Origin of the sequence: Leclercia sp. UBA5076, from assembly GCF_002416465.1 — a bacterium.
Lineage (GTDB): Bacteria > Pseudomonadota > Gammaproteobacteria > Enterobacterales > Enterobacteriaceae > Enterobacter.
Genome location: NZ_DIAO01000009.1, coordinates 30,358 through 43,641, shown reverse-complemented (window position 1 = coordinate 43,641; position 13,284 = coordinate 30,358). Strand labels below are relative to the sequence as shown.

Annotated in this window: 9 protein-coding genes; 3 read left to right on the top strand and 6 right to left on the bottom strand. The window is 57.8% G+C overall.

Translation table 11 applies throughout. The annotated features are described in order from the left end of the window. Nucleotides 1-3 precede the first annotated feature (3 nt). Together B3X29_RS09435 and B3X29_RS09430 are read left to right on the top strand one after the other, a co-directional pair. Nucleotides 4-1,200: an ROK family protein gene (locus B3X29_RS09435; RefSeq protein ID WP_103180735.1), complete on the top strand. Its 1,197-nt coding sequence runs from the start codon at nt 4-6 to the stop codon at nt 1,198-1,200. A 126-nt stretch (nt 1,201-1,326) separates the two neighbouring features. Next, complete coding sequence (locus tag B3X29_RS09430; protein ID WP_159340027.1) at nt 1,327-1,749, top strand: DoxX family protein; 423 nt, start codon at nt 1,327-1,329, stop codon at nt 1,747-1,749. A 47-nt stretch (nt 1,750-1,796) separates the two neighbouring features. On the opposite strand, the gene glyA is transcribed toward B3X29_RS09430, so the two are convergent. Then, on the bottom strand, nt 1,797-3,050 hold the full coding sequence (gene glyA / locus B3X29_RS09425; protein WP_103180737.1) for a serine hydroxymethyltransferase: 1,254 nt from the start codon (nt 3,048-3,050) through the stop codon (nt 1,797-1,799). Nucleotides 3,051-3,354: 304 nt separating this feature from the next. Between glyA and hmpA the strand changes: the two genes are divergently transcribed. Then, nucleotides 3,355-4,545 carry an NO-inducible flavohemoprotein gene (gene hmpA / locus B3X29_RS09420; protein ID WP_103180738.1) on the top strand — a complete coding sequence of 397 codons (1,191 nt, stop codon included), beginning with the start codon at nt 3,355-3,357 and terminating at the stop codon, nt 4,543-4,545. An 86-nt stretch (nt 4,546-4,631) separates the two neighbouring features. On the opposite strand, the gene glnB is transcribed toward hmpA, so the two are convergent. The 5 genes from glnB to purL form a co-directional block, all read right to left on the bottom strand. After that, complete coding sequence (gene glnB / locus B3X29_RS09415; RefSeq protein ID WP_003860685.1) at nt 4,632-4,970, bottom strand: nitrogen regulatory protein P-II; 339 nt, start codon at nt 4,968-4,970, stop codon at nt 4,632-4,634. Between the two features lie 79 nt (nt 4,971-5,049). After that, nucleotides 5,050-6,387, bottom strand: coding sequence for a two-component system response regulator GlrR (glrR, locus tag B3X29_RS09410; RefSeq protein ID WP_103180739.1), 1,338 nt, complete (start codon nt 6,385-6,387; stop codon nt 5,050-5,052). Further along, on the bottom strand, nt 6,384-7,160 hold the full coding sequence (gene qseG / locus B3X29_RS09405) for a two-component system QseEF-associated lipoprotein QseG (RefSeq protein ID WP_103180740.1): 777 nt from the start codon (nt 7,158-7,160) through the stop codon (nt 6,384-6,386). The genes glrR and qseG overlap by 4 nt, the downstream gene beginning before the upstream one ends. Further along, a complete protein-coding gene (qseE, locus tag B3X29_RS09400; RefSeq protein ID WP_201304746.1) occupies nt 7,157-8,590 on the bottom strand; it encodes a two component system sensor histidine kinase QseE/GlrK in 1,434 nt (477 codons plus the stop codon). The genes qseG and qseE overlap by 4 nt, the downstream gene beginning before the upstream one ends. Nucleotides 8,591-9,167: 577 nt before the next feature. Continuing rightward, entirely contained in the window at nt 9,168-13,055 is a 3,888-nt protein-coding gene (gene purL / locus B3X29_RS09395; RefSeq protein WP_290527349.1) for a phosphoribosylformylglycinamidine synthase, read from the bottom strand. Nucleotides 13,056-13,284 lie beyond the last annotated feature (229 nt).

The window sequence follows — 13,284 nt, the reverse complement described above, 5'->3', positions numbered from 1 at the left end:
TGAATGCAGCTATCCGGTCTGAACAATCACAGGGTACGACAGCATAACCGCCGCACGATCATGTCCCTGGTCTGGCGCTACAAGCGCCTGAGCAAATCCCAGCTGGCCCAGCACACCGGGCTCTCTATTCCGGCGGTAAGCAAGATCCTGGATGAGCTGGTGGCGGACAAAAAGCTTGGGCATTCCAGTGAAAACCTCAGCACCCGGGGAATGAACAGCGGCCATTATCAGATCCCGGATGCGGGGCCATTAATACTCTGCATGAATGTCAGCCCCACCAGCATTGAGAGCCAGCTTATCGACGCCCGTATGTCGCCGTTAGGCGAGTTTCGCTGGACTGACGTGAACGCACAGACGCCCGAAGCGTTGTTACAGGCCATTGAGAACCTGTGGCAGCAGCAGCGCAAACAGTGGCCGGGGCAGCGCATTAATCTGGCGCTGGGGATCCACGGCCAGGTCGATACCGCCACCGGGGTATCGCAGATGATGCCCCAGGCGCCGTGGAAAAAACCGGTTGAGATTAAGTATCTGCTGGAAGAAAAACTGGGCATCACGGTGAAGGTGGATAACGACTGTGTGATGCTGGCGCTGGCAGAGAAGTGGCAAAACCCGGCCAACCGCGACGATTTTTGCGTGATTAACGTCGATTACGGTATCGGATCCTCGTTTGTGATTAATGGCCAGGTCTATCGCGGGACGCTTAACGGCAGCGGGCAAATTGGCCACACCATTTTCGATCGCGACGGCGTAGCCTGCGCCTGCGGACGCTACGGCTGTCTGGAGACGGTCGCCTCCCTCTCAGCCCTTAAAAAACAGGCGCGTTTATGGCTGAAATCCCAGCCCGGCACCCTCGGGCTTGATCCGGACAGCCTCACCAGTCTGCAACTGATTGAGGCCTGGCGTCAGGGGAATGCTCCAATTCAGCGCTGGGCTGACGAGGCCGCCAACGCGATCGGGCTGACGCTCTACAACCTGCTCAATATCCTTAATATCAACCAAATCTGGTTCTATGGCCGCAGCTGCGCCTTTGGCGAACGCTGGCTGCAGACCATCAATCGCCAGATTGGATTTACCCCCTTCGATCACGGCGATGCGGTGCGTAACCGGCAAACGGAAATCGCCTTTGGCGGCTTAACCCGGCAGCAGCAGATTATCGGCATTGGCTTTCTGTTCGTGGAGGACGCGCTGGCGGAAGGCTAGCGGAGAACATGCTGAAAGGGGGGAATTTAAATCATCCTGATGGCTGATTTATGGCGAAAAGCGGAATGGCGGGGCGGCAATTTGTGTATTAGCTTTAAGATAAATCCCACCCCAAACGAGCCTGCCATGAACACACTACGGTATTTCGATTTTGGTCAGTCCCGGGCGCTGATCCTGTTGATTGCCCGTCTCGCCCTTATCCTTCTGTTCATTATTTTCGGCGTGCCTAAAATGTTCGGTTTTGACGGCACGGTGCAGTATATGGTGAAGCTGGGCGCTCCGATGCCGATGCTGGCGGCCATTGTCGCGGTGATCATGGAAGTGCCCGCCGCCATTCTTATCGCGCTCGGCTTTTTTACTCGCCCGCTGGCGGTGCTGTTTGTCTTTTATACGCTGGGAACGGCGTTGATTGGGCACCACTACTGGGATATGAGTGGCGATGCGGTGATGCCGAACATGATTAACTTCTTCAAGAACATCAGCATCGCTGGCGGATTCCTGCTGCTGGCGGTGGCCGGGCCGGGCGCTATCTCCATCGACCGGCGTTAGCCATAAAAAAGGCCGCTTGCGCGGCCTTTTTGTTCTGCGAGGCAGACTTATGCGTAAACCGGGAAGCGGGCGCAGATTTCCAGCACTTTCGCTTTCACGCGTTCGATAACCGCTTCGTCGTTGATGTTGTCCAGCACGTCGCACATCCAGCCCGCCAGCTCTTTCACTTCCGCTTCTTTAAAGCCGCGGCGAGTGACAGCCGGAGAACCGATACGGATACCGGAGGTCACAAACGGGCTCTTCGGATCGTTTGGTACGCTGTTTTTGTTAACGGTGATGTTGGCGCGGCCCAGGGCAGCGTCAGCTTCTTTACCGGTCAGGTTTTTATCAACCAGATCCAGCAGGAACAGGTGGTTTTCAGTCCCGCCGGAGACCACTTTGTAACCGCGGTTCAGGAAGACTTCCACCATCGCTTTGGCGTTCTTAGCAACCTGCTGCTGGTAAACCTTGAACTCTGGCTCCATCGCCTCTTTCAGCGCCACGGCTTTTGCCGCGATAACGTGCATCAGCGGGCCGCCCTGCGCGCTTGGGAAGACAGCAGAGTTCAGTTTTTTGTACAGCTCTTCGTCACCGCCCTTCGCCAGGATCAGGCCGCCGCGCGGACCGGCCAGGGTTTTGTGGGTAGTGGTGGTGACAACGTGTGCGTGTGGAACCGGGTTCGGGTAGACGCCTGCGGCGATCAGACCGGCAACGTGTGCCATATCGACGAACAGGTATGCGCCGATGCTGTCTGCGATTTCACGCATTTTTGCCCAGTCAACAACACCGGAGTAGGCAGAGAAACCACCGATGATCATCTTCGGTTTGTGCTCTTTGGCCTGCTTCTCCATGTCGGCGTAGTCAATTTTACCGGACTCATCGATACCGTAAGGGATGATGTTGTACAGTTTGCCGGAGAAGTTAACCGGGGAGCCGTGAGTCAGGTGGCCGCCCTGCGCCAGGTTCATACCCAGTACGGTATCGCCCGGCTGCAGCAGTGCGGTATAGACAGCGAAGTTAGCCTGAGAGCCAGAGTGCGGCTGCACGTTAGCGTAATCAGCGCCAAACAGCTCTTTTGCACGGTCGATTGCCAGCTGTTCAACCACATCGACATACTCGCAACCGCCGTAGTAGCGCTTGCCCGGGTAACCTTCAGCATATTTGTTGGTCAGCTGAGAGCCCTGCGCCTGCATCACGCGCGGGCTGGTGTAGTTTTCGGAGGCGATCAGTTCGATGTGCTCTTCCTGACGTACTTTTTCCTGCTCCATAGCCTGCCACAGTTCGGCATCATAATCGGCAATGTTCATTTCACGCTTTAACATCCGCATCTCCTGACTCAGCTAACAAGTAAATTTTGGCCTGAAAAGGCAGTCCTGATGGACGACGGGCAACAGTATAACTGATTAGCAGAGTGATAACAGGTCTTGACAAAGGATTTTACGCAAACGTTTACCTACCCGCCACGCAAGGGTTTGAGGAATAGCGTACTCGCCCTGCAAAAGGGAATTCTTTTCAGGTTTGTGATGCAGTTAATTCATGTTGCAAAGAACCATTTACAAAGCAGGGTTATTTTTTATAAGATGCATTCAAAATACACTATTAAAGTAACATTTGAAGGAAGCTGCTATGTTAGATGCCCAAACCATCGCTACCGTAAAAGCCACGATTCCCCTGCTGGTCGAAACGGGTCCTAAACTTACCGCCCATTTTTACGATCGTATGTTCGCGCACAACCCGGAGCTCAAAGAGATTTTTAACATGAGCAACCAGCGTAATGGCGATCAGCGCGAAGCGTTATTCAACGCCATTGCCGCCTACGCCAGCAACATCGAGAACCTGCCGGCCCTGCTGCCAGCAGTGGAAAAAATCGCTCAGAAACATACCAGCTTCCAGATCAAACCTGAGCAGTACAACATTGTTGGCACCCACCTGCTGGCGACCCTGGACGAAATGTTCAGCCCGGGCCAGGAGGTGCTGGACGCCTGGGGCAAAGCCTACGGCGTGCTGGCGAATGTCTTCATCAACCGTGAAGCGCAGATCTACAGCGAAAACGCCAGTAAGACCGGCGGATGGGAAGGTACCCGCGCCTTCCGTATCGTGGAAAAAACCCCGCGCAGCCAGCTTATCACCAGCTTTGAATTTGAACCCGTCGACGGCCAGCCGGTTGCCGATTACCAGCCAGGCCAGTACCTGGGCGTGTGGCTGAAGCCTGAAGGCTTCCCGCATCAGGAGATCCGCCAGTACTCCCTGACCCGCAAGCCAAACGGCAAAAGCTATCGCATTGCGGTAAAACGCGAGGAAGGCGGTCAGGTTTCGACATGGCTGCATAACGAAGCCCGCGTGGGTGATGTGGTGCATCTGGCCGCCCCTGCGGGCGACTTCTTTATGGCTGTTGAAAGCAATACCCCGGTGACGCTGATCTCCGCCGGTGTCGGCCAGACCCCGATGCTGGCGATGCTGGACACCCTGGCGAAGGCGCAGCATAAGGCGCAGGTGAACTGGTTCCACGCTGCAGAGAATGGCGAAGTGCATGCGTTTTCTGATGAAGTGAAAAGCCTGGCTGCCGGCCTGCCGCACTTTACCGCTCATACCTGGTATCGCCTGCCGTCGGATGACGACCGTGCCGCTGCCCGCTTCGACAGCGAAGGCCTGATGGCGTTAAGCGAGCATAAAGAGCAGTTCCACGCCCCGGAGATGCAGTTCTACGTCTGTGGCCCGGTGGCCTTTATGCAGTATGCCGCCGCGCAGCTCCTTGAGCTGGGGGTGAATAAAGAGAACATTCACTACGAATGCTTCGGCCCGCATAAGGTGCTGTAATGCAAAAAGCCCCTCAGTAGAGGGGCTTTTTTTTGCCCGGCGGCGCTGCGCTTGCAGGGGCCTACGGGATGTCAAACAACGGGTAATTAAATCGCTGCGTCGTCTTCTTCGCCGGTACGGATACGGATCACGCGCGCCACGTCAAAGACGAAGATTTTGCCATCACCAATTTTGCCGGTCTGTGCGGTGCGGATAATGGTATCCACGCAGGTATCCACGATGTCATCCGACACCACGATCTCAATCTTCACCTTCGGCAGGAAATCGACCATGTATTCTGCGCCACGGTAGAGTTCGGTGTGGCCCTTCTGACGACCAAAGCCTTTCACCTCTGTCACCGTCATGCCGGTAATGCCGACTTCTGCCAGCGCTTCGCGCACATCATCCAGTTTGAAAGGTTTAATAATCGCATCAATCTTTTTCATGGTGGTCCTTAAACTTATGCCTGTCAGCTGCCTCGTAATCGGTTGCTCACAGTATCATATTCAGGCGGAATTTAGCGCATCACTCTTTAAAATCGTTTGCTTCCAGCTCATGGCGCGAGAGCAGTTTATAAAACTCGGTGCGGTTACGCCCCGCCATGCGCGCCGCATGGGTGACGTTGCCTTTGGTGATCTGCAGTAACTTACGCAGATAGTTAAGCTCAAACTGGTTGCGGGCTTCAACGAAGGTCGGCAGGGCGGTGTTTTCGCCCTCCAGCGCCTGCTCCACCAGCGCATCGCTGATCACCGGCGAGGAGGTGAGCGCCACGCACTGCTCAATCACGTTCACCAGCTGACGCACGTTACCGGGCCAGCTGGCGGTCATCAGCCGCTTCATGGCGTCGGTGGAAAATGCACGGACAAACGGCTTGTGCCGCTCCGCGGCCTGGCGCAGCAGCTGAGTAGCGAGCAGCGGAATATCTTCTGCCCGCTCCGCCAGCGCCGGGATCTTCAGGTTAACAACATTGAGACGGTAGAAGAGGTCTTCACGAAACTCGTTGCGCGCCATCGCCTTGGGCAGATCCCGGTGGGTCGCGGAGATGATGCGCACGTTGATGTCGATATCGCGGTTACTGCCGAGCGGTCTGACCTTGCGCTCCTGCAACACGCGCAGCAGTTTAACCTGCAGGGGCGCCGGCATGTCGCCAATTTCATCGAGGAATAGCGTGCCGCCTTCCGCCGCCTGGAAAAGCCCTTCCCGGCTGCTGACCGCGCCGGTAAAGGCGCCGCGCGCGTGTCCAAAGAGCTCGGACTCCAACAGCTGCTCGGGCAGCGCCCCGCAGTTAATGGCGATAAAGGCGTTTTTGCCGCGCGGGCTGGCGTTGTGAATGGCCTGGGCGAGGATCTCTTTCCCTGTGCCGCTCTGGCCGTTAATCAGCACGCTGACATCGGACTGCGCCACCATGCGCGCCTGCTCCAGCAGACGCAGCATAATCGGGCTGCGGGTAACGATCGCCTCCCGCCACGTTTCGTCGCCGGAGGGGGCGGCGTGTTCCAGGGCATCATCAATCGCTTTGTAGAGCGCGTCTTTATCCACCGGCTTGGTGAGGAAGCTAAAGACCCCCTGCTGGGTGGCGGCCACCGCATCGGGGATGGAGCCGTGGGCGGTAAGAATAATCACCGGCATGCCGGGCTGGAGCTTCTGGATCTCGGTGAAGAGCTGCATGCCGTCCATTTCGTCCATCCGCAGATCGCTTATCACCAGATCGATCTTCTCGCGGCCCAACACTTTCAGCCCCTCCTGACCACTTTCGGCGGTCACGATGCTGTAACCCTCGCTCACCAGACGCATCCCCAGCAGCTTCAGCAAACCGGGATCGTCATCCACCAGCAAAAGATGCGCAGGTTTTCGGCTTGTCATGGCTTTACGTCCTCCTGTTTCGGGGCATCGCTTTTCGGCTCTGTCGCATCACCCTCGGTGCCGGCGGGCGACGCGGCACTCTTCGGCGCGTCCGGCAGATAGTTACTGACCGGCTTACGGGTGGAGAGCTGCCGTTCAATATCGGTCAGGTTTTCCAGCTTGCGGGTTGTGGTGTCCAGCTGCGCCCGCAGGTATTGCTGCTGCTGGCGCAGGGTATCCAGTTCACCGTCGGTGGTCTGCTGCAGCTTACCGTAGCGGAAACGCTCCTCTGCCAGCTGCAGTTGCAGCACCTGACCGTGTCGCCACAGCTGATACAGCGGGCGCACCTGGGCCGGGATCTGCGGGCTCAGCGCATCCAGCCGGGTGGTCAACTGGCGCCGCTCCACGGGATTAATTTTGGCATTGGCCAGCAGGATCCCGCGCTTAAAACTCTCCTGCCAGGTATCATCGTCCCATCCCCTCGCCTCTGCGCGCGCGGCGGCGGGTGAGAGGCGATCTGCGCAATCCATGCCGCGCAGCCAGTAAAGCGGGTTGCTGTCGGTCTCCTGACCGTGCAGCTGCCAGATATTATTGCAATCGGTAGACAGGAAGTCCGCCAGCTGATGCTCAGGCAATTTTTCACCCTGCTTGTCGCTGATGGCACTGGTCGGCGTACTAGTGACGCACCCGGCCAGCAGCAGGCAGGGAAGGCTCAGAAAGAGAGAGTGACCGGAAAATACCGCGTTAATGGCGCGGGAAAAGACGTGTGACATACTCACCAGATTTAGATTCATTTTAGTGGTTTTTCCGACTCAAGCGGCAGTTCGATGCGAAAACAGACATCGGTACGGTCGTCAGTGACAAGGTTAAGCTCTCCATGCATACGACGAATACAGTCGCGTGCGATACTCAGCCCCAGGCCGCTTCCCTTCACCGCCCCTTTTCGTTGATGGCTACCCTGATAAAAGGGTTCAAAGATCATCGCTTTTTCATCGTCGGGGATCGGGCTTCCGGTGTTGGCGACATCGATACAGACTCGCGAGCCGCGCGTAAAACTGCGAACATAAATGGTACCGGATTCAATACCATAGTGCACCGCATTGGAATAAAGATTATCCAGCACGCTCATCAGCAGCATCGGCTCGGCTAAACAGGCGGGTGTCGCCAGCGCCAGTTCAGTATGCATCATTTTAGCGCGAGCAGGCAGGCTGTGAGCAGACAGCACCATATCCACCAGCGGTGCGAGCTCTACGCGCTCAAGCTCCGGGATGCCGTCGGCCAGTTTACGGTTGTAGTCGAGCAGCTGTTCAATCAGCTTTTGCAGGTTGCGGCTGCTGGCATCAAGGATCTCGACAATCTCTCTTTGCTCCGGGGTCAGCGACCCGGCAACCTCATCGGCCAGCAGTTCGGTGCCCTCACGCATGCTGGCAAGGGGCGTTTTCAGTTCGTGGGAAATATGGCGTAAAAACTGGTGACGTTGGGATTCGAGCCATGACAGCCGCTCCGACAGCCAGATGATACGTTGTCCGACCGAACGCAGCTCGCGCGGGCCGGTAAAGGCCACGGTATTGCCCAGCGAGCGCCCCTCCCCCAGCCGGTTGATCATCCGCTCAATGCCCTTAACCGGGCCGATGATCATCCGGGTGAAGAGCACCACTAACAGCAGGCTGAGCAGAAAAAGGACCAGCGCCTGCCAGCCAAAGAACTGGCCGCGCTCGGCAATCTCCTGCTGGAGCTGTTGCCCGCGGGAGAAGATCACCGACCGGGTCGCCTGAACCATCTCGGTATTGGCATTCGCAAAGGCCTCCAGTCGCATAGCGGCCTGGGCATCAGGCCCGCTGTTAATGCACTGCAGCTGGGACAGAGCGTTAAGATCCTGGCGCAACGTTTGATAGAGCTTATCGTCGGGCAGTACACCGGCATGGGCGTCGAGCATATCGCTGTAGCGCTTACGCTGATCCTGGTACACCCGGGCCAGCGTTCTGTCGTCGAGGACGCAATACTGCCGGTAGCTGCGCTCCATCTCCAGGGCGGCATTGGTCATCGCCTCGCTGCGGCGGGCATCAATCAGGGTGGTTCTGTTGGTCAGCGCCGCCTGCGCGCTGAGCGCGTTCAGGCTCTGCCACGCCTGCCATGCCAGCACCAGCAAAGGCAGCAGGATCAGCAGGAAGGCCATCATGACTAACTGTCGTAAGGAGCGAGGGAAAACTGGCCAGCGTTTCAACGCATTACTCTCTGTCGCGAGGGGGTAAGGGGATGCTAGCCGGACATGCGTTCAGATACAACAAAGCCGGGTTAAAAACCCGGCTTTGTTGCGGAATGAGGCGGTGCCTAACTCGACGTTTCGCCCTGGGTCTGATAAAGCAACGCTATGATCAGTAGTTGGACGGCAGGCACCTTTTTGTGCGTCATTCGAAGTTTATGTAGCACGTCCCGAAGGGGCTGACATAAGAAGGTGAATGAGCCACTGGTTACTATTATGCAACAGATGTGCCAAAATGCAAATAAAAATATTAATGTGTTGAAAAATATGAATTTATAGAGTTTTACGTACTTATTCAGCGCGTGATGATTTTCAGGGTATCTGTCGCTAATCAGCAACACTCTGGCAGAATCCTTACTACCATTATAAAAATCAAAAACTTAAGTGTCGCCTTTTGGCGACACCGCAGAATGTGAGTTGTCGCACATTTGCGACACTGAGGAATTGCCGGGCGGCACTGCCTTTGCCCGGCCTACAAAATTTATCCGGCTTTTGGAGGCCCGGTAAGCGAAGCGCCCCCGGGCACAACAACGATCTCTTAACCTAACTGCTTACGCGCGTTGCGGAAGATACGCATCCACGGGCTGTCCTCGCCCCAGTTTTCCGGGTGCCAGGAGTTACTGACGGTGCGGAATACGCGCTCAGGGTGCGGCATCATCACCGTGACGCGACCGCTTTCGCTGGTCACCGCGGTGATCCCGTTGGCAGAGCCGTTCGGGTTTGCCGGGTAGTTTTGCGTTACCTTGCCGAAGTTGTCGACAAAGCGCAGCGCCACCAGACCTTTGCTTTCCAGCTCCGCCAGATGCGCGGCATCACGCAGTTCAACCTGCCCTTCACCGTGGGAGACAGCGATCGGCATCTGCGATCCCACCATTCCCTGCAGCAGCAGAGACGGGCTCTGGGTCACTTCCACCAGGCTGAAACGCGCTTCGAAGCGATCGGACTGGTTACGCACAAAGCGCGGCCAGGCTTCGCTGCCCGGGATCAGCTCACGCAGGTTAGACATCATCTGGCAGCCGTTACAGACGCCCAGCGCCAGGGTCTGTGGACGGTGGAAGAAGGTTTCGAACTCATCGCGGACGCGTTCGTTGAAGAGGATGGATTTTGCCCAGCCCTCGCCCGCGCCCAGCACGTCACCGTAAGAGAAGCCTCCGCAAGCCACCAGCGCCTGGAAATCGGCCAGACCGGTGCGCCCTGCCAGCAGGTCGCTCATGTGAACGTCGATGGCATCGAAGCCTGCACGGTGGAAGGCGGCCGCCATCTCAACGTGGGAGTTCACGCCCTGCTCACGCAGGACAGCTACTTTCGGACGCGCACCCTTCGCAATGTACGGCGCGGCGATGTCTTCGTTAATGTCGAACGAGAGTTTGACGTTCAGGCCCGGATCGTTGTCGTTGGCTTTCGCCTCGTGCTCCTGATCGGCACACGCCGGGTTATCACGCAGACGCTGCATCTGCCAGGTGGTTTCCGCCCACCACATACGCAGCGTGGAGCGACTTTCGGCAAAGACGGCCTGGCCGTTGGCGTCGATAACAAAGCGATCCCCGGTCACTGCTTTACCCAGGTAATGGACGCAGTCGCCCAGGCCGTGCTGCGCCAGCAGCGTTTCCACCGCCTCGCGATCTGCCGCCCGTACCTGAATGACGGCGCCCAGCTCTTCGTTGAACAGCGCAGCCAGATTATCGTTACCCAGAGAGGCAATATTCACTTCCACGCCGCAGTGGCCGGTGAAGGCCATTTCCGCCAGGGTGACCAGCAGGCCGCCGTCGGAACGGTCGTGGTAGGCCAGCAGTTTGCGTTGGGCCACCAGCGCCTGAATGGCGTCGTAGAAGCCCTTCAGCTGCGCCACATCGCGCACGTCTGCCGCTTTGTCACCCAGCTGGCGATAAACCTGCGCCAGCGCGGTGGCACCCAGTGCGTTATGACCTTTACCCAGGTCGATCAGCAGCAGGGCATTGTCTTCGGTAGAGAGTTGCGGGGTAATGGTGTGGCGCACATCTTCCACGCGGGCAAAGACGGTGATCACCAGCGACAGCGGAGAGGTCATCTCGCGCTGCTCGTTACCTTCCTGCCAGCGGGTTTTCATCGACATGGAGTCTTTGCCCACCGGAATGGTCAGGCCCAGCGCCGGACAGAGCTCTTCACCCACCGCTTTCACCGCTTCGTACAGCCCGGCGTCTTCACCCGGGTGACCGGCTGCGGCCATCCAGTTGGCGGAGAGCTTGATACGTTTGATGTCGCCAATCTGGGTGGCGGCGATGTTAGTCAGCGCTTCACCTACCGCCAGGCGGGCAGAAGCGGCAAAGTCCAGCAGCGCCACCGGGGAGCGTTCGCCCAGCGCCATCGCTTCGCCATAGTAGCTATCGAGGCTGGCGGTAGTGACCGCGCAGTTCGCCACCGGGACCTGCCACGGGCCCACCATCTGATCGCGGGCGACCATGCCGGTCACGGTACGGTCACCGATGGTGACAAGGAAGGTTTTCTCCGCCACTGCCGGCAGATGCAGAACGCGGTTTACCGCTTCGGCAACGGTCACACCCTGCAGGTCGAGGGCTTTGCCGCTCGCTTTACGGGTCTGTACGTCGCGGGTCATCTTCGGCGTTTTGCCCAGCAGCACGTCCAGCGGCAGATCGATCGGCTGGTTGTCGAAGTGGGTATCGCTCAGGGAGAGGTGCATCTCTTCGGTGGCTTCACCGATTACCGCATACGGGGCGCGCTCGCGACGGCAGAGCTCGTCAAACAGCGGCAGCTGATCCGGGGCAACGGCCAGCACGTAGCGCTCCTGAGATTCGTTACACCAGATCTCCAGCGGGCTCATGCCGGGTTCATCACTCAGGATGTCGCGCAGGTTGAAGCGGCCCCCGCGGTTGCCGTCGCTCACCAGCTCCGGCATGGCGTTGGAGAGACCGCCCGCGCCCACGTCGTGAATAAAGAGGATCGGGTTGGCATCGCCCAGCTGCCAGCAGCGGTCGATCACCTCCTGGCAACGGCGCTCCATCTCCGGGTTGTCGCGCTGTACGGAGGCGAAGTCGAGATCCGCATCAGACTGGCCGGATGCCATAGAGGAGGCTGCCCCGCCGCCCAGACCGATATTCATCGCCGGGCCGCCCAGCACGATCAGCTTGGCACCCACGACGATCTCACCCTTCTGCACGTGATCGGCGCGAATGTTGCCGATCCCGCCCGCCAGCATGATCGGCTTATGGTAGCCACGCAGCTCTTCGCCGTTGTGGCTGTCCACTTTTTCTTCGTAGGTACGGAAGTAACCGTTCAGTGCCGGACGACCAAATTCGTTGTTAAACGCCGCGCCGCCCAGCGGGCCGTCGGTCATGATATCCAGCGCGGTAACAATGCGCTCTGGTTTGCCAAAATCTTCTTCCCACGGCTGTTCAAAGCCCGGGATGCGCAGGTTGGAGACGGAGAAACCGACCAGACCCGCTTTTGGTTTTGCCCCACGGCCGGTTGCACCTTCGTCACGGATTTCACCGCCGGAGCCGGTGGCGGCACCTGGCCACGGCGAAATAGCCGTCGGGTGGTTATGGGTTTCCACCTTCATCAGGATATGCGCCGGCTCCTGATGGAAGTCATAGCGCCCCGCTTCGCGATCGGCGAAGAAGCGGCCCACCTCGGAACCCTCCATAACTGCGGCGTTGTCTTTGTAGGCGGACAGCACATGATCAGGGGTTTGCTCGAAGGTGTTTTTGATCATTTTGAACAGCGACTTCGGCTGCTGCTCGCCGTCGATAACCCAGTCGGCGTTGAAAATCTTGTGGCGGCAGTGCTCTGAGTTGGCCTGCGCGAACATATAGAGTTCGATGTCGTTCGGGTTGCGGTTCAGCTTAATGAACGCGTCCTGCAGGTAGTCAATCTCATCTTCTGCCAGCGCCAGGCCTAAACGCAGGTTGGCGTCAATCAGCGCCTGACGGCCCTCACCCAGCAGGTCCACGCTCTGCACGGGCGCAGGCTGATGGTGAGAGAAAAGCTGCTGCGCATCGTCGAGAGAGGCGAACACGCTCTCCATCATGCGGTCGTGCAGTTCTGTTGACACGGCTGACCACTGTTCATCAGTCAGGCTTGCGGCTTCAACGTAATAGGCCACGCCCCGCTCCAGACGATTAATCTGGCTCAGACCACAGTTATGGGCGATGTCGGTTGCTTTAGAAGACCAGGGGGAGATGGTACCCGGACGAGGCGTAACCAGCAGAAGTTTACCGTTCGGGGTATGGCTGCTCAGGCTTGGCCCGTACTTCAGCAGGCGCTCAAGCCGGACTAAATCCTCTGACGTTAAGGGAGCATTCAGGTCAGCAAAATGGACATACTCAGCGTAAATATTGCTTACCGGAAGGTCGGCCGCCTGAAAACGTGCCAGCAGTTTATTGATACGGAAGGCAGACAGTGCAGGCGAACCACGCAGAATTTCCATCATAAGTCTCTCGTCTTCGAAGCGCCGGAGGCGCTTACAGTGTGCGCAAGGGGGGAAAACGGGCGCCATTATAGTGGATCCTGCGCGCCGACGAAACCGTTTGCGTCGTAATAAAATCGTCGTCGTCATTTAACCATTGGTGTTGCCTTTCCCGCTAATAAGTTGCCAAGTGGCGCAACTTTACGCAAAATGCCGCGAAATCTTTGGTAATACTTGTTTTTACTATGGCCAA